At 53.7% G+C, this 24890-nt stretch carries 22 protein-coding genes; 13 read left to right on the forward strand and 9 right to left on the reverse strand.

Annotation, left to right across the window (positions count from 1 at the left end; all coding sequences use genetic code 11):
- Positions 1–241: 241 nt before the first annotated feature.
- Positions 242–1573 carry a DEAD/DEAH box helicase gene (locus tag ACO2Q8_RS01995; protein ID WP_423343094.1) on the reverse strand — a complete coding sequence of 444 codons (1332 nt, stop codon included), beginning with the start codon at positions 1571–1573 and terminating at the stop codon, positions 242–244.
- Positions 1574–1923: 350 nt separating this feature from the next.
- Here ACO2Q8_RS01995 and ACO2Q8_RS02000 point away from each other — a divergent pair, with 350 nt between their 5' ends.
- Both ACO2Q8_RS02000 and ACO2Q8_RS02005 read left to right on the forward strand, forming a co-directional pair.
- A complete protein-coding gene (locus tag ACO2Q8_RS02000; protein WP_423343095.1) occupies positions 1924–4362 on the forward strand; it encodes a TonB-dependent receptor domain-containing protein in 2439 nt (812 codons plus the stop codon).
- Positions 4363–4581: 219 nt separating this feature from the next.
- A complete protein-coding gene (locus tag ACO2Q8_RS02005; RefSeq protein WP_423343096.1) occupies positions 4582–5235 on the forward strand; it encodes a hypothetical protein in 654 nt (217 codons plus the stop codon).
- 101 nt (positions 5236–5336) lie between these two features.
- On the opposite strand, the gene ACO2Q8_RS02010 is transcribed toward ACO2Q8_RS02005, so the two are convergent.
- A complete protein-coding gene (locus tag ACO2Q8_RS02010; RefSeq protein WP_423343097.1) occupies positions 5337–5666 on the reverse strand; it encodes a MerR family transcriptional regulator in 330 nt (109 codons plus the stop codon).
- 152 nt (positions 5667–5818) lie between these two features.
- On the opposite strand from ACO2Q8_RS02010, the gene alaS reads away from it, so the two are divergent.
- Positions 5819–8473: an alanine--tRNA ligase gene (gene alaS, locus ACO2Q8_RS02015; RefSeq protein WP_423343098.1), complete on the forward strand. Its 2655-nt coding sequence runs from the start codon at positions 5819–5821 to the stop codon at positions 8471–8473.
- 115 nt (positions 8474–8588) lie between these two features.
- On the opposite strand, the gene ACO2Q8_RS02020 is transcribed toward alaS, so the two are convergent.
- The gene (locus ACO2Q8_RS02020; protein WP_423343099.1) at positions 8589–8843 is read right to left on the reverse strand and encodes a hypothetical protein; all 255 of its coding nucleotides are present in this window, start codon (positions 8841–8843) and stop codon (positions 8589–8591) included.
- A gap of 204 nt (positions 8844–9047) precedes the next feature.
- Here ACO2Q8_RS02020 and ACO2Q8_RS02025 point away from each other — a divergent pair, with 204 nt between their 5' ends.
- From ACO2Q8_RS02025 to ACO2Q8_RS02060, 8 genes are all read left to right on the forward strand, one after another.
- On the forward strand, positions 9048–10736 hold the full coding sequence (locus ACO2Q8_RS02025) for a hypothetical protein (protein WP_423343100.1): 1689 nt from the start codon (positions 9048–9050) through the stop codon (positions 10734–10736).
- Between the two features lie 24 nt (positions 10737–10760).
- Positions 10761–11117 carry an S-adenosylmethionine decarboxylase gene (gene speD / locus ACO2Q8_RS02030; protein ID WP_423343101.1) on the forward strand — a complete coding sequence of 119 codons (357 nt, stop codon included), beginning with the start codon at positions 10761–10763 and terminating at the stop codon, positions 11115–11117.
- Positions 11118–11132: 15 nt separating this feature from the next.
- Positions 11133–12401: a DUF4178 domain-containing protein gene (locus ACO2Q8_RS02035; protein WP_423343102.1), complete on the forward strand. Its 1269-nt coding sequence runs from the start codon at positions 11133–11135 to the stop codon at positions 12399–12401.
- A gap of 105 nt (positions 12402–12506) precedes the next feature.
- A complete protein-coding gene (locus ACO2Q8_RS02040; protein WP_423343103.1) occupies positions 12507–12701 on the forward strand; it encodes a hypothetical protein in 195 nt (64 codons plus the stop codon).
- A gap of 12 nt (positions 12702–12713) precedes the next feature.
- The gene (locus ACO2Q8_RS02045; RefSeq protein ID WP_423343104.1) at positions 12714–12929 is read left to right on the forward strand and encodes a DUF350 domain-containing protein; all 216 of its coding nucleotides are present in this window, start codon (positions 12714–12716) and stop codon (positions 12927–12929) included.
- Positions 12922–14445, forward strand: a complete 1524-nt coding sequence (locus tag ACO2Q8_RS02050) for a polyamine aminopropyltransferase (RefSeq protein WP_423343105.1) — start codon at positions 12922–12924, stop codon at positions 14443–14445. The genes ACO2Q8_RS02045 and ACO2Q8_RS02050 overlap by 8 nt, the downstream gene beginning before the upstream one ends.
- Positions 14420–16078 (forward strand): FAD-dependent oxidoreductase, encoded by a 1659-nt coding sequence (locus ACO2Q8_RS02055; protein ID WP_423343106.1) that lies wholly within the window; start codon positions 14420–14422, stop codon positions 16076–16078. Before ACO2Q8_RS02050 ends, ACO2Q8_RS02055 begins: the two co-directional genes overlap by 26 nt.
- A gap of 49 nt (positions 16079–16127) precedes the next feature.
- On the forward strand, positions 16128–16595 hold the full coding sequence (locus tag ACO2Q8_RS02060; protein WP_423343107.1) for a nuclear transport factor 2 family protein: 468 nt from the start codon (positions 16128–16130) through the stop codon (positions 16593–16595).
- 43 nt (positions 16596–16638) lie between these two features.
- On the opposite strand, the gene ACO2Q8_RS02065 is transcribed toward ACO2Q8_RS02060, so the two are convergent.
- Positions 16639–17118 carry a hypothetical protein gene (locus tag ACO2Q8_RS02065; RefSeq protein ID WP_423343108.1) on the reverse strand — a complete coding sequence of 160 codons (480 nt, stop codon included), beginning with the start codon at positions 17116–17118 and terminating at the stop codon, positions 16639–16641.
- Between the two features lie 147 nt (positions 17119–17265).
- On the opposite strand from ACO2Q8_RS02065, the gene ACO2Q8_RS02070 reads away from it, so the two are divergent.
- Both ACO2Q8_RS02070 and ACO2Q8_RS02075 read left to right on the forward strand, forming a co-directional pair.
- Positions 17266–17637, forward strand: a complete 372-nt coding sequence (locus ACO2Q8_RS02070; RefSeq protein ID WP_423343109.1) for a BlaI/MecI/CopY family transcriptional regulator — start codon at positions 17266–17268, stop codon at positions 17635–17637.
- Positions 17634–18968: a M56 family metallopeptidase gene (locus ACO2Q8_RS02075; RefSeq protein ID WP_423343110.1), complete on the forward strand. Its 1335-nt coding sequence runs from the start codon at positions 17634–17636 to the stop codon at positions 18966–18968. The genes ACO2Q8_RS02070 and ACO2Q8_RS02075 overlap by 4 nt, the downstream gene beginning before the upstream one ends.
- A 66-nt stretch (positions 18969–19034) precedes the next feature.
- Here the strand turns inward: ACO2Q8_RS02075 and ACO2Q8_RS02080 are convergent, their stop codons facing one another.
- From ACO2Q8_RS02080 to dgoD, 5 genes are all read right to left on the reverse strand, one after another.
- Positions 19035–20429 (reverse strand): sulfatase family protein, encoded by a 1395-nt coding sequence (locus tag ACO2Q8_RS02080; RefSeq protein ID WP_423343232.1) that lies wholly within the window; start codon positions 20427–20429, stop codon positions 19035–19037.
- A 77-nt stretch (positions 20430–20506) separates the two neighbouring features.
- Complete coding sequence (locus ACO2Q8_RS02085; RefSeq protein ID WP_423343111.1) at positions 20507–21793, reverse strand: MFS transporter; 1287 nt, start codon at positions 21791–21793, stop codon at positions 20507–20509.
- A 44-nt stretch (positions 21794–21837) separates the two neighbouring features.
- Positions 21838–22461: a bifunctional 4-hydroxy-2-oxoglutarate aldolase/2-dehydro-3-deoxy-phosphogluconate aldolase gene (locus tag ACO2Q8_RS02090; RefSeq protein WP_423343112.1), complete on the reverse strand. Its 624-nt coding sequence runs from the start codon at positions 22459–22461 to the stop codon at positions 21838–21840.
- Positions 22462–22463: 2 nt separating this feature from the next.
- Positions 22464–23462 carry a 2-dehydro-3-deoxygalactonokinase gene (locus tag ACO2Q8_RS02095; RefSeq protein ID WP_423343113.1) on the reverse strand — a complete coding sequence of 333 codons (999 nt, stop codon included), beginning with the start codon at positions 23460–23462 and terminating at the stop codon, positions 22464–22466.
- A 173-nt stretch (positions 23463–23635) separates the two neighbouring features.
- Positions 23636–24865, reverse strand: a complete 1230-nt coding sequence (gene dgoD, locus ACO2Q8_RS02100; RefSeq protein ID WP_423343114.1) for a galactonate dehydratase — start codon at positions 24863–24865, stop codon at positions 23636–23638.
- Positions 24866–24890: the final 25 nt, after the last annotated feature.

The raw sequence follows: 24890 nt of genomic DNA on the forward strand, positions 1-24890 counted from the left end.
CATTAAACTCTAGTTAATGTGTTGACAATTAAATACATAACGCACTCCAAACCGCTATTTTTGTCAACACATTCAAGCTCAATCCATGTATAAGCAATCCCATTTCAGTAAAGATCTCGCCGAGTGGGCGGTTCTGGTGTTCATTGCTACGCTGGGCCTTTTTTGTATTATCTCCATCTTTTAATTGCAGCTCGGTAGTCTGCCATTGCGAGTTGCTCAAGAGCGAAGACAAAACCGTGGCTTAATTATTCTTCCGTGTCTTTTTGATCGGTTTGCCGTACTTTTTCATCATCTCTTTCGCGTGGTTCCGACGCACATTGACTTTCTGGTTTTTCTCGGCTTTTTCGTGAAAAGCCCCGCCGAACGTCTCGCTTTCGTAAATCTTGACGACGGCATTTTTCATATTGATCTTCGGCTTTTCGTCCTCGAGCAGTTCGTCCGAAATTTCGAGCCCCTTTGGCAACGGCACCATCGGAATCGCGTAATTCATCAATTGCTCGATGGCTGCCTGCTGTTCTTTCTGGTGTTCGGTGATGAACGCGATGGCAATTCCGTCCCTGTCGGCGCGGCCGGTTCGGCCAATCCGGTGGATGTAGCTCTCGGGTACTTCCGGCAAATCGAAGTTGATCACGTGCGACACCCCGGCCAAATCGAGTCCCCGGGCGATGATGTCGGTGGCAATCAGAAGCCGGTACTGACCGCTTTCAAACTGCCGGACGGCATTGAACCGGTGGTTTTGCTCCTTGTTGGAATGAATCACGCCCACCTGCTCGGGAAACTCTTTCACGAGTTCGTCAAAAAGCCGGTTGGCTAGTTCTTTGGTAGAAACAAAAATCAGTACTCGGTTCATATCCGCATGTTCGAACAACAGCGCCTGGAGCAGGTTGATTTTGGTGTAAAAATTGGGCACCGCGTAGGCCGACTGCCGGATATTCTCCAGCGGGGTGCCGACCGGCGCGGCTTCGATCCGGACCGGATTGTTGAAGTACGATGAAAGCAGGGCTTCCACTTCCTCGGTCATCGTTGCCGAAAACAGCAGGTTCTGGCGTTTGGCCGGTAACAAATCCAAAATGGTTTCCAGTTGCGAGCGAAAACCGAGGTTCAGCATTTCGTCCACCTCGTCGATCACCAATCGCTTGATGTTTTTGGTTTTCAGCAACCCCTTGATCGACAGATCGATCAGCCGTCCCGGCGTCGACACCAGCACGTCCATGCCTTTCTCGACCTCGGCAAGCTGCGGTTTGATGTTGACGCCCCCGTACAGACCCACCACCGTCAGCGTCATGTACCGGGTCAACTGCTGAACGGCTTCCACCACCTGCACCACCAGCTCACGGGTCGGGACAATGATGAGCAGTTGCGGCAGCCGGTCTTTGGCAAACTGAAACTGTCGTAGACTTGGCAACAGGTAGGCAAAGGTTTTCCCGGTGCCGGTCTGGGCAATGCCGCACACATCCCGTCCCGACATGACTACTGAAAACGCGGCCCGCTGGATGGGCGTCGGCGTCGTATAACCCAGGTCGGCCAGGGCGTTCAGCAGGGGCTTATTTAAATTTAATTCGTCAAATGTCATAGTCGTATCTGGCACACCAACTGCATTTTTTACGCAATATGCTTCGGTCCCTTATGAAAGAACAAAATTACGAAAACCGCGTTCGGTATTACCCGGCCCACCCCTATGTATTTTATCCGACCGTTTTTTCGCTGCCTGGCCTGGCGATAAACCCTGTTTTATTTTTTATCTAATTCCAAAAAAGTCCTATTTTTGCTTTGTACTTGCGGAATCAGTTCCCCAGTATCCATCTCTACCGCCAGCGTCCTTCGGGGGCTTCCTTACGATAGTAGTAAAAAAGGCCATCTTCCGGCTTTTATTCAGCAATTAGCTTATTTCGAATGAACCCAACCTTTACACCCTCCTGGGGTATGTCCTACATACCCTTTCGAACGTTCTTGCTTTCCTTCCTGTTTGCCGTTCTGACAACGGGGCTGCTCACGTCCGCGCAGGCTCAGGACAGCAAGTTGAAAGTGACCGGCAAAGCCCTCGACGCCCAAACCAATGCGCCCCTCATTTACGCCAGCGTCCGGCTCTTCAAACAGGCCGACAGTTCGTTCGTAACCGGTGCGATTACGACCGAAACCGGTGAGTTTTCGGTGGACGCTCCCTCCGGCTCGTATTACGCTCTGCTTGAATTCATCGGCTACAAACCGCTCAAAAAACCGGGTATCCGACTGACCCGCGAAACGTCTCCGCTGAATCTCGGCCCGATCAAGCTCACGGCTTCGGCCAGTACGCTGGAGGAAGTGGTGGTGCAGGGCGAAAAAAGTACGATGGAATTTTCGCTTGACAAACGGATTTTCAACGTCGGCAAAGACCTCGCCAACGCGGGCGGAACGGCCGTCGACATTCTGAGCAACGTCCCGTCGGTGGCCGTCGATGTCGAGGGCAATGTGAGTCTGCGGGGCAGCAGCAGCGTCCGGATTCTGATCGACGGAAAACCGTCGGGGCTCGTCAGTTTTAAGGGCGGCAGCGGGTTGCAGCAACTACAGGGCAGCGCCATCGAGCGCATTGAGGTGATTACCAACCCCTCGGCCCGCTACGAAGCCGAAGGCATGGGCGGGGTGATCAACATTGTTCTGAAAAAAGAACGGAAGGAAGGTTTCAATGGCTCGTTTGATGTCATTGCGGGCCACCCGACCAATTACGGTTTGGCCGCCAACATCAACTACCGCAAAAAGAACCTGAACTTTTTTGTCAACTACACGGCTTCCTACCGCAACACGCCCGGCCGGAGCGAGCAGTACCAGGAGGTCTACCGGAATGATTCGACATTCCTGACGCAGCAGAATTCGACCAGCAAACTCCGGGGGCAGAACAACAACGCCCGGGCCGGGATCGATTATTTTTTCAACGAAAAGAACGTACTGACGGGTTCCTACACCTGGCGCATCAGCAAGGGGAAACGGTTTACCGACATCCGGTACCGCGATTACCTGTTTAATCTCACCAACCCGCAGAGCATCACGTACCGCACCCAGGACGAAACCGAAACCGAGCCCAACTCGGAATACGCCATCACCTACAAACGTTCGTTCAAGCGCCAGGGCCACGAGCTGACCGCCGATGTCCGTTACCTCGACAACTGGGAACAATCCGACCAGTATTTCGGCCAGCGAACCGTCCAGCCGGATGGAAAACCGTCGGGGATTCCCAGCAGCCTGCAACGGTCGGTCAACGACGAAACCGAGAAGCAGTTTCTGGTCCAGATCGATTACATCCAGCCCTTTGCCAAAGACGGGAAATTTGAAGCCGGTTTGCGGAGCAGTTCGCGCGATATGACCAACAACTACTGGGTTCGGGAACAAACGCCCGACGGTGGCTGGGTTCCGCTGCCGGGCCTGACCAACGACTTTTTGTACGAAGAAAACATCAACGCACTCTACGGAATTATCGGTAACAAAACCGGCAAGCTGTCGTACCAGGCCGGGCTGCGGGCTGAGTGGACCGACGTAACGACCACCCTGAAACAAACCAACGAGGTCAATCCACGCAGCTACGCCAACCTGTTCCCGAGCGTACACGTTACCTACGATTTGCCGCGCCAGAACGCCCTCCAGGTCAGCTACAGCCGCCGGGTGCGTCGCCCGACCTACAATGACCTGAGTCCGTTCTCAACGTTTAGCGATAATCGGAACTTCTGGAGCGGCAATCCGGATCTGAACCCGGAATTTACCGATGCCTTCGAAGTGGGTCACATCAAGTATTTTGCAAAAGGCTCCATCGGTTCCTCGCTGTATTATCGGTACACAACCGGAAAAATAATCCGTATCCGGCGGGTCGACGAAAACGGTTTTGCCAACACGCGCCCCGAAAACCTGGCCACCGAAGATTCCTATGGCGCGGAATTCACCACCTCGTATTCGTTTGTTAAATGGTGGAAACTGGACGGTAGTTTCAACTTCTTCCGGGCCATTACAAACGGCAACAACCTGGACTCCGATTTTCAGAGTGACACGTATAGTTGGTTTGTGCGGGCCAACAATCGCCTGACCCTTTGGAACAGTGCTGACATGCAGTTGCGGGCCAACTACGAAGCGCCCCAGCAAACCCCGCAGGGTCGACGCAAAGCCATTGCCACGCTGGATTTTGCCGTCAGCAAAGACATCATGAAGAACAAGGCCACCCTGACGCTCAACGTCATTGACGTGTTCAACTCCCGCCGGTTCCGCTCCATCACCGAAGGACCCAATTTCTTTACCGAAAACAACTCCCAGGGGCGGCTACGGCAAATCAACCTCACGTTCAATTACCGCCTGCGGCAGGCCAAGAAAAAGGCCAAAGACGTAGGCGAAGGCGAGTTCTGAGTCGACCCCGTTTTCCTGCAAAAAGCCACGGGTTGGGGCCGTGGCTTTTTGCTGTTCCCCGCGAAAAACCGCCACTTATTTCTTCAAACCGCCCCGTTGTCAATTCAGGCTACCGGGTCACGCGTAACGCTGCCATCTTTGCGACACGATCAGGGACGGTTTTTGAGCCGCTTGTATCGAACCTGAAGTTGTCTATCTCCAACCCCAACGCACTTTTACATGGCAAACGCAACGGCCTCTATGCCTTCCACCGGCCCCTACCGCGACCCGTCGATCAATCGGTTGTACGAACTGTTGTTTGGCGACCGGCCCGATCTCTACCAGAAGCTGATGCACGGTTCGCAGGGCTATCCGTGGGAAAGTCTGCTTTCCGAAACCGCTCCGGTTGCTGATTTACAGCAAATTGCCACCGATGACGAGTTGGAAACGCGGGCAAAGCTCCTGGCCTGTTTTCGGCTGCGGGCCGGTGGTCACCCCGTTCCGAAGCGCGAGTTGCTGGCGGTCGTCATTGAAGTTGGGTTGGATAAAGGGCTCGATGTGCTGGCTTCCTACCAGGACGGCACGGCCCGGTACATCAATCAGAGTGAAAAAATAGCCATCTGGGAAACCACCGACAGCCGCTCTAACCTTCTGACAAGCAATCTGTTCCGGGACAGCATCGCCATTGTGTCGAAAATTGGTCCGTGGGCCGGTCCGCGTCGCCCCTTCCCCACCCGGGGCAACCTCCGGATTTCCTTTCTGCTATCTGATGGTTTGTACTTCGGAGAAGGCCCGATGAATGCGCTGTTTAACGACCCGCTGGCCGCTCCGGCACTGAACGCAGCCGTGCAGTTGATGCAGTACATTACGGATCGGGTGCTAAAAACGCAGTAAGAGAAATCGCATTGTAACGGTTTTGCCAATGACTTCCGGAGGTGGCGAACCCGTTATTCGGAAAACCGTAAACTGAATACCGAAAACTGTAAACCGCAAACCTACCCCTCCAACTGATCCCGCGTCTCAACCAGGAACCGGCGGATTTCCTGTAAGCGGCTGACCATCTGTTTGATTTCATTCTGGCGTGAGGAGCGCGATTTGAGGTGCTGGCGGGCGCCTTCGAGGGTCAGTTTTTTTTCCTCGACCAATTCCAGAATTTCGTGCAGGTGTTCGATGTCGTCTTTGGTATAAATCCGGTCACCTGCCCGGTTTTTCCGGGGCTTGAGCGTCGGGAATTCCTTTTCGTAAAACCGCAGTTTCGAAATATTCACCCCGAGCATGTCGGCCACTTCCCGAATGCCGTAATACCGTTTGGTTAACTCCTCCATGGTTGCCGATCACGCCGGTGCGCGAATTAGTGCGTGAGCAAATTGAATCTTAACGGCGAAAATAGCTTAAATTTGCAAAAACTTTGGACGATAGCCCGACGATTTGCCCGACGACCGGCGCATTCGACGGCCGCCGTCAACCGCCCAGCATCATGACCTCAAGTGAAATTCGCCAGCATTTTTTAGATTTCTTTCGCCAAAAAGACCACCTGATTGTGCCCTCAGCCCCGTTGGTTGCCAAAAACGACCCGACGCTGATGTTCAACAACTCGGGCATGGCCCAATTCAAAGATTTTTTTCTGGGCAACGGCACACCGCCCGCCCGGCGCGTGGCCGACACCCAGAAATGCCTGCGCGTGTCGGGCAAGCACAACGACCTGGAAGATGTCGGTTTCGACACCTACCACCACACGATGTTCGAGATGCTCGGCAACTGGTCGTTCGGCGATTATTTCAAGAAAGAAGCCATTAGCTGGGCCTGGGAACTGCTGACGGAGGTGTATAAACTCCCGAAAGACCGGCTGTATGTGTCGGTGTTTCAGGGCGATGAGAAAGACGGCGTTCCGTTCGACCAGGAAGCCTGGGATTTGTGGAAACCAATTGTGGGTGAAAACCGCATCATTCTCGGCAACAAAAAAGATAACTTCTGGGAAATGGGCGACACGGGGCCATGCGGTCCGTGCTCCGAAATCCACGTCGATCTGCGCCCTCAAGCGGAAGTCGATCAAAAACCGGGTAAAGAACTCGTCAACGCCGATCACCCGCAGGTGGTCGAGATCTGGAACCTGGTGTTCATGCAGTTTAACCGCAAGGCCGACGGTTCGCTGGAACCGCTGCCCGCCCGGCACGTCGACACCGGCATGGGCTTCGAGCGGCTCTGCATGGCGATTCAAAGCAAACTTTCCAACTACGATACCGACGTGTTTACCAACACGATCCGGGTCATCGAAGAACTATCGGGCATCACCTACACCGGTTCGCAACGCGAGTACCCGGACGTTGCCATGCGCGTGATTGCCGACCACATCCGGGCGGTTTCGTTCGCCATTGCCGACGGCCTGATTCCGTCGAACGCGCGGGCGGGCTACGTCATCCGCCGGATTCTGCGCCGGGCCGTTCGCTACGGGTATTCGTACCTCGGTTTTACCGAACCGTTCCTGACGAAACTGGTCCCGACGCTGGCGCTGCAATTTGCCGACGTCTTCCCCGAACTAAACGCCCAGCGTGATTTTGTGGCTACTGTCATTCGGGAGGAAGAAGCGGCTTTCTTACGGACGCTGGAAAACGGCCTGAAACTGCTGGACAAAATCACCGCCGAACTAACCGAAAAAAGCCAGAAAACCATCGATGGCGAGACGGTTTTTGAACTGAACGACACCTTCGGTTTTCCGGTCGATTTAACGGCTCTGATTGCTCGGGAAAATGGCTTTTCAATCGATGAAGCCGGTTTTCAGAAAGCGCTGCAAGCGCAAAAAGCCCGCTCGCGGAAAGATGCCTCTTCTTCCACCGGCGACTGGACCGAACTGCATGATATTGACGGTGTGGAGTTCCTGGGCTACGACCAGACGCAGGCCGAAGCCCGGATTGCCAAATACCGGAAAGTGCAGAACAAGCAAGGCACCCAATACCAGATTGTGCTCGACCGGACGCCCTTCTACGCTGAATCGGGGGGCCAGATTGGCGATACGGGCAGTCTGGAATTACAGGTTGGCGACGAAAAAGTCCTGATTCGAATTGCCGACACGAAGAAAGAAAACGACCTGATTATCCATATTTCCAACGACAAGGATCTGGAAACGGTGCTGGATAACCACTCGGCGGTGTTGGCGAAAGTCGATGCCGACCGGCGCACCGCCATTTCTGACAACCACTCAGCGACCCACCTGCTGCACGCGGCTTTGCGGGATGTGCTGGGCACGCACGTGGCCCAAAAAGGGTCATACGTTGGGCCGGATGCGCTGCGGTTCGACTTCTCGCATTTTGCCAAAGTAACCGACGACGAACTGACGGAAGTGGAGCGAATTGTCAATCAAAAAATCCGGGAGAACATTCCGCTGGACGAAAAACGCAACGTGCCGATCGAGGAAGCCAAAAAGCTGGGCGCGATGGCGTTGTTCGGCGAAAAATACGGCGACTTCGTGCGCGTGATTACCTTCGACCCCAGCTACTCCGTCGAGCTTTGCGGGGGTACGCACGTTCCGGCGACGGGGCAGATTGGTCTGTTCAAGTTTACCTCCGAAGGCTCGGTTTCGACCGGCGTCCGGCGGATTGAAGCCGTGACGGCCGAAAAAGCGCTCGCCCTGCTGAACGAACAGCAAGCCACGCTCGATCAGTTGAAGGAACTGCTGAAAGCGCCGAAGGATGTCGTGAAAGCCGTTCAGGCGTTGCTGGACGAGCGCAGCCAGTTGCAGAAAAAAATCGATGCGCTGGAAGCCGAGAAATTGCAGCAGGTCAAGGCGGATTTGCTGACGAAAGTACACGCCAGCAACGGCCACTACGTGATTGTGGAACGCGTCGACGTGCCCTCGGCCGATGCCCTAAAGCAACTGGCCTATGACCTGAAAGCGAAACTCGACAACCTGGCGGTGGTGCTGGGGTCCGACATTGGCGGAAAACCGCAACTGGCCGTGATGCTCCCGGACGAGCTGATCAAAGATAAAAATCTCCACGCCGGGAACCTCGTTAAGGAACTGGCGAAGGAAATCCGGGGCGGTGGCGGTGGACAACCGTTCTTTGCCACGGCGGGCGGCTCCGACGCCACCGGCCTCGACCGCGCCCTGGCGAAAGGGAGGGAGCTGTTGAAATAAAAAAGAATGTAAACGGGGCCGCCCGCGCGGTGATGAACGCTAAATGATAAAGTAGTTCGAAAACCGGCACTTTATCATTTAGCGTTCATCATTTATTATTTAGCATTCTTTCGACTCACTCCTTCTCCTCCGAATGCTCGGAGCCGAAGACCGAGCCCAGGTACGAGTGCTGCCAGTCTTCCACCTGTTCGGGCGACTTGAGTTCTTCGATTTCAGTTACCCGGTGTTTCAGGTGCGGATATTGGGCATCCAGATCTTCTTCGATCAGTCGGGAAACGGGTTCGTGATCCAGCTTCATCGGGATCGTGGTGGGGGTTTCGACGCCCTGGTCGTCGGTCCCGACGGCCCGGACAATATACATTCGTTCCATAGCTTGTTTCGTTTTTTGAAAGATAACTAGCCAGCGGAGCAAAAGTTGTCGGCCGGTTTTAAATAGAGCGATTTAGGAAACGGTAAATCCTCCAATCAAGATATTGCTATCTTTACGTACCCACGGACTTTAGTCCGTGTTTTTGTTTTAATTCCATCTTATGGGTCTTATCAACTCACACGGACTAAAGTCCGTGGGTACTATATGCGTCTCTATACACACTCACTGCTGCCCATCCTGCTGGTTACCTTGCTGATGGGCGAATTTTCACCGACGGAAACACAACTGCTGGTGACAAAACCGGTCGCCGAACCGACGATTCCCTCCGCGCCGATCTGTGGTTCCATGCACGTCGGCGGTATTCCGGAATCGCTGCTGACGCAAACCGTGGCCCTGCGGCCGAATGTCGGACAATACCCCACGCCCACCTCCACCCAAAATCCGAAGGCACAGGCCTATTTCGAACAGGGCATGGCCTATCTGCACGGCTACGCGCTGGTGGAATCCGCTCGTTCGTTTCACGAAGCGCTCAAACAGGATTCGACGCTGGCCATGGCGTACGTCGGCCTGAGTCGCGTTTTTCTGCAACTGGAAGACAACAAAGCCGCCCTGAAAGCCGCCGAAAAAGCGAAATCGCTGTCGAAGTATGCGTCCGATCGCGAAAAAGCGCACGTGGAATTGCGGTTTGCACAGTTGAAGGCTGTCGATTCGCTGAGCAACCAGAAGTTGTTGAACGACTACCGCAACAAAGTGTACGGCATCGTCCGGCGGTTTCCGACCGACCCGGAATTGTGGCTATTGTCCGGCAACTCGTACGAGAAATTTGCCACGGGCCGAGGGCAAGGCTCCACCACGGCCAGCATCGCCATTTACGAAAAAGTCCTTCAGATGCATCCGAATCATCCGGCGGCTCACCATTATTTGATTCACGCGTATGAGGGCATGACGGATTACAAACAAGCCCTGGAACACGGCAAAGCCTACGCCCGGCTGGCCCCGAATCTGGCCCACGCGCTCCACATGTACGCCCACGACCTGATGAAAACCGGGAACGTCGACGAGGCCATTGCGGAAATGAAACAGACCGACGCCATCGAGCGGGGCTTGTATGCCAACGAAAACTACGAGTCGATGTACGATTGGCACCACATTCACAACATCTCGCTGCTGGCCCTTTCTTACCAATACCAGGGCCGGATTCGGGAAGCGGAAGAACTGGTAAAAGAACGGTTTAATACTAAGCGACCAATCAACCTGGAGCGCACGTTTTACAACAAAATGGGCTATCCGACGCTGTTGATTTCACAAAACCGGGATACCGAAGCGGTACCCATCGCCCAGGAAATGACGAAGGGCCAAACGCCCGGCGAACGCGTGATCGGGCACTATTTGTTAGGAATGATCGCGCTGCGAAAACAGCAACTTGAAGCCGCCCGGGCGTCGCTGAAAGCCGCCAAAACCGAACTGGTGGTTGCCAAAGAAGAAGCGCAGACCGACTGGCTGAATGCCTGGCTGGACCCGCATCCAAAGTTTTTGTCGGCCCTGATTGCGCTCCACGACCCCGCCGTTCGGGAAAAAGGGATGGCCGACATCCGCAAGTTTCAGGCCAGCGCCCGCGACCAGACCGGCCCCGACCCCTGGATCGAAGCCCTGTTCCAACTGGAAACCATCGCGCAGGTGGCTTACCAACTGAAGCTGAACAACTTTGCCGAGGAAGCCACCAAGGTCCTGGCCGAACACGACCCGTACTACCCCGGCACCCACTTCGCCCTCGCCCGGCTGGCCGACTTAAAAGGCGACAAAGCCACCGCCGAGCGTGAACGCCAACTTGCCCGGCAAGGCTGGGCGAAGGCCGACCCGTTTTTTTTAGCCCAGAATTTTCCTAAAAAATAAGTAGGAACTTCTATCTTGCGGGTTATGAACGCCTACCGTCCCGGCCTGCACATTTTATCGACCTTTGAAGCCCCGCTCCCGGCCCTGACCGACGTGGAGCGTTGCCGCAGCGGTTTTAATCGGTTGATTCAGGAATTGGGCCTGGCAAAGGTCGGCGAGGTGTACCATGCCTTTCCGAACGGTGGTTACACAGCGGTGGTCTGCCTGACCGAATCGCACGTCTCCATTCACACCTGGCCCGAAAGCGGTTTGGCCACGTTCGACGTTTTTTTGTCTAATTTTCAACACGATAACACGCCCAAAGTCCGACGGTTTTATGCCGAATCTTTACGTATTTTTGAGGCTACGGCAGTTTTGAATGAACAGGAAATTTCCCGTTGATCATTAGCTAAACCCATGCCCACCGACCCTGCCATTCCTGAAACTTCGTTCAATTGCCCCCACTGCCAGGCCCCGATTCCGGGGTATGACCTAGCGGAAAGCATTTACTTTGCCTGTCCGCAATGTGTGACTTATTTCCGGTATGGCGACACCGGTCCGATGGAAATCATCACGGCTTATCCCCCTCTCCCAACAGCGCCGGCTTTGTCGATCGGGTCCGAAGGTTACCTTGACGGCCAATGGGTGCGGGTGACGGGCATTATGCGGAAACGGGAAATTCAGTACGACGAACCCTGGCTCGAATATGTGCTGATGACGAAAGACGCGGCACACCAGATGCTGTCGGAGTACAAAGGCCACTGGATGGTTATTCGGCCGCTGGAAGGTGATTTTCGGGAAGATAAAAATCAGCGAATTATTCACGAAAACCGGGAATACGCCTTGTTCAACCGCTATAACGGCATGATTCTGAATGTCGTAGGCGAGTTTTACTGGAATGTTCTGGAGGATCAACACCTGACGGTTTCGGAGTACATTCATCCGCCTTACCTGTTGAGCCGGGAAGCAACCAGCCAGAAAACCGAGTGGTACAAAGCGGAATACAAAACACCCCAGGAAATTGCGAAAGCCTTCGGCTTGGGCGAAACGGCGCTTCCGCAACCGCTGGGCGTAGGTGCGATACAACCTTCCAAAACGGCTGCCCGACGCAAATCCGCAGGCTGGCTGGCAACCCGGCTGGCGCTGGCCGTGGTAGTGCTGCAAGTGGTGTTTTTTATCCTGAAACCGCAAAAGACGGTTTTCAGCCAGTCGTTTTACTGGGATTCGGATTCGACCCAACAAAGCCGGTCGGAGCCACTGGTGTCGCGGTCGTTCGTCCTCGACGGCCCGGCGGCTGTCGGCGTGAACCTGAAAGTGGATGTCGACAACAACTGGCTCGAATTACCGGTCAGTTTGATTCATGAACAATCCGGTCAAACCTACGAATTCACGCGGATTGTGGAGTATTACCACGGCTACGAAGACGGAGAAAGCTGGTCGGAGGGCGCGCAGGAAGACGAAGCCGTGCTGTCGCGCATCCCGGCCGGGAACTACCACCTGAATTTTTATCCGTCGTCGGAAGGTAAAAACCGGGTCAACTTTGAGGTGAAGGTCGTTCAAAATCCGATCCTGTATTCCAACTTTTTTTTGTTGCTTTTTCTGATTGCGCTCTACCCCATCATTCTGTTCATTCAGGACAAATCCTTTGAACACAAACGCTGGGAACAAAGTGATTACGGGCCGTGATAGGTACGCGAAATAAACGGATGCAACGGAATTTAACAGATAAATCTGTTTTAATCTGTTCAATCCGTTGCATCCGTGTTCCTATCCAAAACATTCAATCAAAAAATGCGCGAACATTTCACGAAAGCTAAATTCTTCGCCCTGGCGGGCGGTTTGCTGCTGGCCGGTTTTGTCTGGACCGGGATGTCCGGTTCGCGGCTGCTGGGCGACGACCTCGAAAGCGTCGATAAGCTCGAAAACTACAAGAAAGGCTCGGGTGGCCGGTCATACGGTCGCCATAACCGGTTTTACCACAAATAACTCGTTTCACGCATGGATTTGTCTACCCTCAAGTACATCGTTCCGTCCGTCGTTTACTCGCTGGTCGGCATTCTGATTCTGGTGGTCTGTTTCGTGATCATCGAAAAACTGGCCCCCGAAAACCTTTGGAAAAAGATCGTCGACGAGCAAAACGTGGCGCTGGCAATCCTGGCGGCTGCGTTCATGATTGCGGTTGCCATCATCATCAGCTCGGCCATCCATGAGTAACCCGCCCGACCGGCACCGGCATTTGCTGCTGCTGTTGTCGGTTTTTGTGATTGCCACCTGCGGACTCATCTACGAACTGGTCGCCGGAACGCTGGCGAGTTACCTGCTGGGCGATTCGGTGACGCAGTTTTCGACCATCATCGGTGTCTATCTGTTCTCGATGGGCATTGGCTCGTGGTTGTCCAAATACCTGGATGGCAATTTGTTACAATGGTTTATCCGGATTGAAATTCTGGTCGGCATCGTCGGCGGTGGCAGCGCGCCCCTGCTGTTTGTATTGTTTGAGTATGCGGCTTCGTTCCGGTTGATTCTTTATACCCTCGTCAGCCTGACCGGGGTGCTGGTAGGGCTGGAAATCCCGCTGCTGATGCGGATTCTGGAAAATCAGCTGACGTTCAAAGATCTGGTTTCCAGAGTGTTTACCTTCGATTACATCGGGGCGCTACTGGCGTCGCTGATCTTTCCGCTGGTGCTGGTCCCCTACCTTGGGCTGATCCGCACCTCGCTGTTTTTCGGCCTGCTCAATACCGGCGTCGCCTGGTTTCTGCTGTACCAGTTTTCCGACACCAAACCGTATCGGCGCTCGCTTACGACGGCCATCGTTCTCGCGTCGCTGGCCTTGCTGGTTGGTTTTGTTTATGCCGAACGAATCATGAGTTACACCGAAAACCTGACGTTTCAGGACAAGGTGATTTACAGCAAAAGCACTTCCTACCAGCGTATTGTGCTGACGACTAGCAACCGCGAACTCCGGCTTTTCCTGAACGGCAACCTCCAGTTTAGCTCCGCCGACGAATACCGCTACCACGAAGCCCTCGTGCATCCGGCCTTGCAGGCGCTTCCGCAAGCGAGCCGGGTGCTGGTACTGGGCGGGGGCGATGGGCTGGCCGTGCGCGAAATCCTGAAATACCCGCAGATTCAGACAGTAACGCTGGTCGATCTGGACCCCGGCATGACGACGCTTTTTCGGGAAAATGACCTCCTGCTGAAGTTGAATGAACGATCGTTGCTGTCGCCGAAAGTACAGGTCATCAACGCAGATGCGTACAATTTTGTCCGGCAGGATTCGGCGCGTTACGACCTGATTGTGATCGACTTCCCTGACCCCTCGAATTATTCCATCGGCAAATTGTACAGCACGGCGTTTTACCAGGAACTGCACCGACTGCTGAAACCAGCGGGGCTGGCCGTCGTGCAATCGACTTCGCCCTACATCGCCCGGCAATCGTTCTGGTGCATCCGCAACACGCTGGCGGCTTCCGGTTTTCACACCATTCCGTACCACGCCTACGTGCCGTCGTTCGGCGAGTGGGGCTTCGTGCTGGCCCTGCGCAACCAGCACTGGCGGGGCGATGGGCCGTTGCCCAACGGTCTGCGGTTTATCAATTCCCGAACGATTCACGACATGCTGCACTTTCCGCCCGACATGGCCGAGGTGCCTACCGAGATCAACAAACTCAACAACCAGGTGCTGGTGCATTATTTTGAAGATGACTGGACGCCCTACGCCCACTGACCGGCCGGATTCGCCGGACCGGCGACGGTTTCTCGAACAGGCCGCCGGTTTTTCAGCCTCGGCCCTGCTGGCTGGATCGGTCAGTCTGAGCAGTTGCCAGTCGGCGGCTTCGATCGCGCACATTCAGGGCGGCATAGTGGGGGCCAATCACCGGGTCGGCCACTTGCTTCGGAATCCCGAACAGCTTCCCCCACCAACCGAAACGCTGGAAACCGGGGTGTTGATCGTCGGGGGTGGCGTGGCGGGTTTGTCGGCCCGGCGCTGGCTCTGGCAAAACGGGATCAAGGATGTGTTGCTGGTCGAGATGGACGGGCAAGTGGGCGGGAATGCGGCCAGTGGTCACAATACGGTTTCGGCTTATCCGTGGGGGGCTCACTACCTGCCCATTCCTGATTTACGCAACCGCGAACTGCTTGATTTTTTGAAAGAATCGGACGCCATCACCGGTTCTGACGCCAACGGACTACCGGTGTACAACGAGTATTTTCTTTGCCATGATCCCGAAGAACGGCTGTTCATCAAAGGCCATTGGCAGGAAGGGTTGGTGCCTCAAGTGGGCGTTCCGGAAGACGAAAAAAGGCAAATTGCCCGGTTTTTTGACCTGATCGAAATGCTAAAAAAAGCCAAAGGACGCGATGGCCGGGATGCATTTGCCATTCCGCTCGACCAGTCTTCTACCGATGCGCAATTCCGGCAGTGGGACGCCATTTCGTTCGAGCAATTTCTGAACGAACGAAAGGTTACCTCGCCCTACCTCCGCTGGTATTTGGAATATGGGTGCAAAGACGATTACGGCAGCACCCTGGCCACGACCTCGGCCTGGGCCGGACTGCATTATTTTGCCGCCCGTAAAGGCGTCGCGGCCAATGCCGACCCCAATTCGGTGCTGACCTGGCCGAACGGGAACAGTTTTCTGGCGCAACAACTGGCGAAACAGGCCCAGTCGCCGATCCGATCTAATTGTCTGGTTTTTAACCTTCAGGAAAACAAAACCGGTGTTCGGGCGCTGGTGTACAATGTTTCGCAGCAAAAAACCGTGGCGATTCAGGCCCGGAAAGTGTTGTTGGCAACGCCCCAGTTTATCACGCAGCGGCTTGTTTCCTGCAACCCGGCCAACACCGCTTTTCAGTACGCGCCTTGGCTGGTGGCAAATCTGACCGTCAGCGGACTGCCGCAGGGCCGGGGTATGTCGCTTTGCTGGGACAATGTGATTTTCGGGGGCGCATCGGTCGGGTACGTCACGGCTACCCACCAGCTTCTGCACGCCCGCGACCCGAAAGTAATTACGGTCTATTGGCCGCTGGTGCAGGAACCACCCGAAGCCGCCCGCCGGAAAGCGTACCAAACCACCTACGACGACTGGCTCCGGCTCATTCTGGCCGAACTTGAAACAGCGCATCCGGGCGTGACGGCCTACGTATCGCAGGTCGATTGCTGGGTGTGGGGCCACGGCATGATTGCGCCGACCCCCGGTTTTATCAGCGGAGAAGCCCGCCGAAAAGCCGCCCAGCCGATCAACAACAAGCTCTTTTTCGCCCATTCCGACCTGAGTGGCATCTCGATTTTTGAGGAAGCATTTTACCAGGGCATTCGGGCGGCCAACGAAATTTTAGGACAATCCGCAGCGGTTTGACAATCTACCGGCCTGGCTGGTCGTTGCAGTTTGGAGTCTTCCCTTTTCTATGAAAACATTCCTACTGGTTGCCTTCTTCTTTTTAGCCTTTTCCAAAGCCTCACCCGCCCAGTCGGTGAAACACAAACCCATCAGCCGGGCCGACTTCCTGCGCTTGATGCAAACCGTGGCCGACGGCCTGAACGAAAACAACGGCCGGAAAGCCGCTGACTGTTTTGCCCTCGACGCCATTTACTCCGAACCGCCCAACAAGCAGATCTACCGGGGTCGCGACCGGATTTTTGAATTTTTCGGGGGCTTCAAAGGTCGCCCGAAAGTGGCGCAGATGGTCTGGCACCATTTGGCGTTCGATGAGCAGACGCAGATTGGCTCCGGCGAGTTTTCGCTCACTTACGACAAAACCGTCCACGGCATGGTGAGCGTCCGCATCCGCGACGGCCTGATCGGCAACTGGCGGGAATACTTCTACCAGTCGGCCCTCGACTGGAACGGATTTGTGTTGCAGAATCCTTTTTGAAAACCGGAATGCAGGAAGTCAACTGGCGAAAAACGGTCAAACACTACTTCTCAGCCGGTTTTGGTCTCTGGCGAAACACCAGCCGCAGCATCCGGACGTTCGGCTGTTGCGTATCCCTTACGTAGTCCAGGATAACAAGTTGATCAAATTTCTCGTGCACAAACCGACCATCGTCCAGTTTTTTGTAACCGGATTCCAGCATTCGGTTTTCCAGTGTATCAGGCACCCAGGGTTTTTGTAGCATGGGAATGCTGATGACCTGGTTACACCGGTTCTGGTTGGCCTGCGGAAAGCTCAGTGCGTGCGAAAAAAACAAGTCTACCCGGTTGGGACTGGTTTCCGATACGCTGTACGAAAGCGTCGTCATATCCCCCATCGGCGACGTCTGTTCCGTGTACACAATCCGCCTTTTATCCAGTTGGGATCTCACTTCATTGATGGCTCTACCCAGAAACTGATCCTGGGCCGCGCTTTGATAAACCGGGATAATTAGAAAAGCCAGTATCGTCAGCCAGTTTTGCATAACGTTTCAAAAGATGACGCCAAGTTAATGAATGATCGTCAATTTGACGTATAGACACGTCGATCCGTCCTCTAAAAATTCACATTCAGTTTTTTTATTTCGTCAGAAATTTCTACATTTGTAGAATAAACTCTATTTTTGTAGAAAATGAAACTAACCGAAGCCGAAGAAACCCTGATGCATTACCTCTGGCAAGCGGGCAACGCCTTCATGCGGGATTTGCTGAACGCCTACCCGGAACCCAAACCCGCTACCACTACGGTTGCAACTTTACTCAAACGCATGGCCGACAAAGGCTTTGTGGGGTATCGGGAGTATGGCAACTCGCGGGAGTATTATCCGCTTGTGAGCAAAGAAGATTATTTCTCCCGTCAGGTTAACGGATTGATCAAGAACTTTTTCAACAACTCAGCTTCGCAATTTGCCTCCTTTTTTACCACTCAATCCGATTTGTCGGCCAACGAGTTGGAAACACTGCGCGACCTCATCGACGATGAACTTAAAAAGAAGAAATCATGATACTGTATCTGCTGCAATCGGGAATCTGTTTGCTGGTTCTTTTTGGGGCCTATAAACTCGTCCTGGAGAATGAAAAGATGCACCGCTTCAACCGGTTTTACCTGTTAGCCAGCATCCTTTTCTCGTTTCTTACTCCGCTGGTTCCGGTTGATTTATTTCCTAAATCGATGTTGGTTCCAGCTCTTAAAAGTGTTCCGGAAATTCCGCTTCAGTCATTTAAACCGGCCAGTTCCGAGCTTATTGAACACGAACAACCAGGAATAACCATTCCGGTTTTTAGCATACTATACGGTTTAATCACCGGCTTCCTTTTACTGCGCTTTATCCGAAATGTTTGGTTCTTATGTGCTTCGATAAAATCAAACGAAAAGCGACCATTTGAAGGAGCGACACTCGTTCTAAAGCGTTCTATTACTGCTCCGTATACGTTTTTACGCTACATCTTTATCAACAAAGAACTTTATGACCAAAACCAGATCGAACCGGAGCTACTCACACACGAACTGACACACGTTCAGCAACGGCATTCACTCGATGTGATTGGTATCGAATTTCTGCTGGTTTTTGTCTGGTTCAATCCCGTACTGTATTGGCTAAAAACCGCCATTAAACTCAATCATGAGTTCCTGGCCGACGATGCCGTAAATAGCCGCTATCGGCAAATCACCGCCTATCAGCGGCTGATCCTCAGCAAAGTAACCAAACAGCCTACTCAAAACTTAAGCAGTTTATTGACCTTTCAAACGACCAAACGACGATTTCTCATGATGACGAAACAAACTTCTTTCACAAAAGCAGTAATCCTCCAATTCAGTATGCTGCTAGTCGTTTCCACCCTATTGGGTCTATCAAGCATTGACACCTCGGCCCAGGACGCCAAACCGGCATCACCTGCCCCGAAAAAAACCGACCCGGTGGTGCCTGATTTATCACTAGAAGAACGCTATAAAAACATCCAGGTTATAGGCTGGGTTAACAAAGAAATGAGGGGTAAAAAGTATTCAGAATTGACGCCAGAAGAGAAAAAACACGTCATAGAGCTGCCACCTGAACCCCGAAAATCGCCGACTGATGCACAATTTAACGACTGGAAAAACCCGGACAAATTTGGCATCTGGTTGGACGGAAAACGCATCAAAAACGAGGAGTTAAATAAATATAAACCCTCTGATATCGTCTCATTCTGGGGTAGTTATGTCCATAAAAATGCCCGACGGTTTGGGAAACATCACTATCAGTTTGAACTGATGACCGAAAAATATTATTCCGCTTATTTAAAAATACCAATCCTGGTTTTTGACGAAGAAGTAAAGAGAGAGGTTAAGAAATGATCCGGATAGAAAAGGTAGGGCTGGCAAATCGACGGCCTGCCCTGCCTTTTTTAGTATTGAAGCAAATTACGGCTTCGTTACCCTTCCCACCGGCCGCGTATTCGTTCCCTCCCGGTTTTGCAACTCGTCGCCCAGGTCCGTGCGGGCTTCTTCGGCCAGTTTTTCGAGTCGGGCCACGACGTCGGGATTTTGTTCACGCACGTCGTACCGCTCACCCGGATCGCGCCGGAGATCGTAGAGGGCCAGCGGAAACCGGTGGCTTTCGGTGCTGGGTCCCGGCTGACCACCCTTGCCCGGCAGAAAGCCTTCGTAGGTGCGGCCCGGATGCGCAAAAACGAGCTTCCAGTCCCCCTGCCGCACAGCTTCCAGGCTGTTTTTGCGGTAGTAATAATAGAAACGATCGCGGGGCGTGACGGTTTCATCGCCTTTCAACAGCGCCACCATATCGACGCCGTCGATGGCTTTTTTCGGCAAGCGCGCTCCGCAGAGTTTCGTGACGGTCGGCAGAATTTCCAGCGTCGTCAACAGTTTGTTGCAAACCCGGCCCGCCGGAACCACGCCCGGCCAGCGAACGATACACGGCACCCGGTGACCACCTTCGTACGACGTTCCTTTGCCTTCCCGAAAACCGCCCGCCGATCCCGCATGATCGCCGTAATTGAGCCAGGGACCGTTGTCGCTCGTGAAGATGACGAGCGTGTTTTTGTCAAGCCCCTGCTTTTTCAGTTCCTGCAGGATCTGCCCCACCGACCAGTCGAGTTCCTGCATCACATCGCCCAGCAAACCGGCCCCGCTTTTGCCCCGAAACCGGCTCGAAGCCGCCAACGGAACGTGTGGGAGCGGATGCGGTACGTACAGGAAAAACGGGGCTTTTTTATGTTTCCGAATGAAGTTGACGGCTCGTTCGGTAATGGAAGGCGTCAGTTCGGCGGCATCCTCCAGCGTTTTGACTTCCCGGCTTGGCGTGTCGCCTTCGATCAGGTGCAGGGGCGGGTAATGGGCGTTTTTCTGGTTGGGATGCAGCGGCCACATGTCGTGCGAATACGGTACGCCGTAGTACTGATCAAAACCTTGCTGCAACGGCAGAAACTCCTTCCGGCTGCCCAGATGCCACTTCCCGAAAATACCGGTCGCGTAGCCTTTTTCCTTCAACAACTCGGCAATCGTTTCCTCCTCGGGATTCAGTCCCACCACCGATTCGGGCCCAAACGCCCCGGCAATCCCCAGCCGATTCGGGTAGCAACCCGTCAGCAAAGCCGCCCGCGAGGCACTGCAAACCGCCTGGGCGGCCAGAAAACTCGTAAACCGGGTTCCTTCGGCGGCCATGCGGTCGAGGTTGGGCGTGGTGTAACCCAAGGCTCCATAACACGACAGATCGCCGTAACCAAGGTCGTCAATAAAAAACAGGACCACATTGGGCGTTTGCGCAGCCGGTTTGCGCACCCAGCCACCAAAGGCCATCCAGACGCCGAGCAGTGAGAAAACCGTAAGCCCCTGCACAAAACCGGTTCGGGTAAAAATCTTCATGGTAAGTTGGGTTAAAGCAACTGATTCAATTCCACCATTTTGGCCCGCCGGGTCAGCAGGTGAATCAGCACCCAGACGGTCAGGTAGGTGAATCCGCAAATGGTGAACAACACATTGTAACCACCCGCTAAGTTACCGGCCGATTTATAGGAATCCAGCAGAGATCCTACCAAAATTGGAAAAAAGATGCCCCCCACTGCCCCCGCCATGCCCCCAATCCCCACCACGGAGCTGACGACCTGCTTCGGGAATAAATCGGAAGCGATCGTAAAGACATTCGTCGCCCAGGCCTGGTGCACAGCCACCGCCAGGCTGATCAGCGCCACTACCATCCAAATATTAGTAGCAAACTGGGCCAGAATAATGGAAACTTCAAGAATGGCGAAGACGAACAGGACGGTTTTCCGGGCTTTCAGGGTGGGCCACCCCCGTTTGATAAGCAGGGAGGACAGGTACCCGCCCCCGATGCTGCCGACGGTGGTTGCGGTGTAAATGATCATCAATTCCGGACTGATTTTCTTCAGATCCAGTTGATACCGCGACGAAAAATAGGAGGGTAACCAGAACAGGAAAAACCAGAAAATGGGGTCGATAAAGGCTTTACCCACCACAAACGCCCAGGTCTGCGGCAATGTAAACAGCCGGAACCAGTTGATCGAAAACCGCTCGGTTTCGGGTTCCTCCTGCCCGCTGGTAATGAGGTTTCGTTCCTGGTCGGTCAGGCGTTTTTGCCGGGCTGGAATGTCGTATAGAATGAGCCAGAAAACAAGCCAGACGAAGCCCAGCGCGCCCGTGATCCAGAAGACTTCCTGCCAGCCGTAGTGCGTCAGAATCCACGGTACCAGCACCAGCGCCACCACCACCCCAACGCTCGTTCCGGCGTTGAAAATACCGGTAGCCAGCGCCCGCTCTTTCTTTGGGAACCACTCAGCCACGGTTTTGACGGCCGCCGGGAAGTTGCCCGCTTCGCCCAGACCCAGCGCCAGCCGGGCCAGCCCGAAACCGACCGCGCTCCGGGCAACGGCGTGCAACATCCCGGCTACGCTCCAGAATACGATGGTGAGAGTGTACCCGAGTTTGGTGCCGGTTTTGTCGATCAGCCAGCCTGAAACCGCCAGCCCGATGGCGTAGGCCGCCGTAAAGGCCATCACGATTCGGGCATAATCCGTCTCGGTCCAGTCGAATTCCTTTTCAAGGATGGGTTTCAATAAGCCGATAATCTGGCGGTCGAGGTAGTTGATGGTCGTGGCGATAAATACCAGCACGACGATCAGCCAACGGTAGTTTCTGATTTTCAAAGTCAAAACGGGTTAGGTACTACAAAAAAAATGTAACCAACTGGCTACAGCCGCTCTTTAAAAGTTGTAAAATGCGCCCTCAAACCAGTCCAGTCCCGGTGAGCAATCAATTCTTTGTCAAATAGTTGTCCACCAATACCCAATCCGTCGGCCCCGGCTTTCCGGAAATCGCTCATGTTGTCGAGGCTCACTCCGCCGGTGGGCAGTAGTTTGATCTGGTTCAGCGGAGCTTTCACTTCCTTGATATACCCCGGCCCGAGCGTAGCCGCCGGGAATAATTTCACCATCGGCGCGCCCAGCGACCAGGCTTTGTAGATTTCGGAGGGGGTAAAAGCGCCCGGAAAAACCGGTATTCCGCGTTCTACGCAGCGTTGAATGACGGTTTCATTGAGGATCGGCGTCACGATAAACTGCGCCCCAGCCGCCAGCGCCCGGTCCAGGTCGGCTTCGGTGCAAACGGTTCCGGCCCCAATGTTCAGCCCTTCCAGCGCGTGGTCGATGGCATACCGGATCAGGTCTTCGGCCCCGGGCGTATTGAGGGTAATTTCAATCGTCGTCAATCCGGCTTCCCGGTAGATGGGCAAAATCCGGATAACTGCCTCCGCCGTCAGGTTTCGAACAATCCCGACAATTGGCGTTTCCTGAAACAAGTCCCACGAAAACCCCATGATTATACGTTTAATTTTTGATTCTGATACAGAATAACTTGCCCCACCATAGCCGCTTTATCGATTAGTTCGGCAGGAATAACAACCGTACGAGCAGACAGCGCCAGGTCTTCAATGGCCAGTTGGTAAAAGGCGAATAAATTAGTACCACTGCACAACACCAACTGCCAGCTTTGCTGCTGCACCAACGGTTTTAGCTCAGCCCCGATCAGCAAACCGCTCAGGTAAAACGCATTCTGCTCTTTTGTCAGTTTCTCGAACAACTGATTTGTCCGGACGGTAAATAGCCGGTTTAAGAGTGAAGCTTCCGAATCTTTTAAGCCGAACCGAAATGCCGCTAAATTTTTGTCTGAAAAATCACCTAAACTACTGACGTTAAGGGAGTCTTTCAGGATACTGTACGAAGCCATGACACTGAAAATTTCACCCGTCATATACGTTTCAAAATTCTGCAATTGCCCCTGCTGCACGTACATGTGTTTCGAGTGGGTGCCGGGGAAAATAAAAAGGGCATCGCTGGGTCGGCGACCCTCGGAGTCGAGCAAAGCGGCCAGACCAATCAACTGAGTTTCTTCACCCCGCATCACATCTTCGGCACTTTTTACGCCGGAGATCAGCATCAGCTCGTGGGGGAACGCTTCGATAGGGTCAAAATGCCGGACGCTGGCCTGGCTTCCATCCATCGCAAAGGGTAAACCGGCGTACGGAATTTCTTCCATCCCGATCGAAGATGAAGCCATGCCCGAAACCGCTACCGGAATTCGTTCCAGATTACGTGAAATGTTGTCGGCTAATGCGTCAATTTGTTGTTTAAGTTGTTGACGGAAATAAAAATTTCTTTGAACCCCTCCTGTCTCGGCTTGTTTTTTCCAGGCAGAATATGTATCGGCAACGCCCTGCCCGGAAATTATTTCTCCAATCAACTTATACGATGACACATCGATTAGTCGTAATCGAAACGAAGAGGTTCCCCAATCACAGCACAATAAAGACTTGATCATTCAGTGGTTAGTTAGGCATTTTTCCATGACTTCGCCATTCATTATTCGCTATTCGTTATTCGCTATTCATTATTCATTATTCGATATTCGTTATTTCTTTAAATCATAATTCAATATCGAATAGCGAATATTGAATAGCGAATAACGAAAATAGGAACGAGAAGATGAATAAGCTACCAATCCACCACCGAGCCATCGAGCGTATTGTACGTCTCCGGATTTTTCCAGTCGTGGCCAATTTTATCTTTGAGTTGGGCTTCGTCCAGTTCAATGCCCAGCCCAGGCCCACTGGGAATCAAAACCGTACCATCTTTTTCCAGTTTGAACGGTTTTTTTAGGTAGCCTTCCCCCAGTGAAACCTGCTCCTGTACCAGAAAATTGGGTACACTGGCGGCTAGGTGTAGCCCCACAGCCAGCGAGATCGGCCCCATCGGATTGTGGGGTGCGATCGGGACGTAGTAGGCTTCGGCCATGCCCGCAATGATCCGGCCTTCCGTAATGCCGCCCGCGTGGCACAAATCCGGCTGGATGATGCTGGCGGCCCGTTTCTCCAGAATTTCCCGGAAGCCCCATTTCGTAAAAATCCGCTCTCCGGTTGCAATTGGCAGGTGCGTCCCGCGGGCAATATCGACCAGGACATCCACATTCTGCGCCTGCACCGGTTCTTCGACAAACATCGGTTTATACGGTTCCAGCTCTTTGATCAATAGCTTGGAGGTTTGCGGTGAAATGGCCCCGTGAAAGTCGATGGCAATGTCCATCTCGCTTCCACCCGCTTCCCGCAGCGACGCAAAGTTATCAACGGCGTACTGAATGAACTTCGGATTTTCGACAATCTGGGCCGGATTTTTCTTCGCGACCCCGGTTTTAATCACCGTATACCCTTCGGCCTTCCGCTTTTTGATCTCCTCGGCATTGCTGGCCCGGCCGTAAATCCGGACGCGATCGCGGGTCGGGCCGCCCAGCAGTTCATAAACCGGCACATTCAGCAGCTTGCCTTTGATGTCCCACAAAGCGTGGTCGATACCGCTCAGGGCACTCGTCAGAATCGGGCCTCCCCGGTAGAAGGCGTGCCGGTAGATGGCCTGCCAGTGGTGTACCACCTGCCGGGGATCTTTGCCGATCAGGTAGGGTTCGACTTCCTTGATGGCCGTCTGAATGGTGAGCGCCCGCCCTTCGAGCAGGGGTTCGCCCAGACCGACGACGCCCACATCGGTGTGTATTTTCAGAAAAATCCAGCGCGGTTTGACCAGGAAGGTTTCGAGTTTGGTGATTTTCACCTTGCCGTAGTCGCGGAATTGACCGGGATTGTGGGCATAGGAAGATTCGGGCAAAGCCGTCATGGCGGTGCCGACCACGCCCAAAACCGATTGGATGGCCGTGCGTCTTGAAAAACGTTTCATTGGTTAAGGGTTTAAAAGGGTTGTT

The organism is Larkinella sp. VNQ87, assembly GCF_049445795.1.
GTDB lineage: Bacteria > Bacteroidota > Bacteroidia > Cytophagales > Spirosomataceae > Larkinella.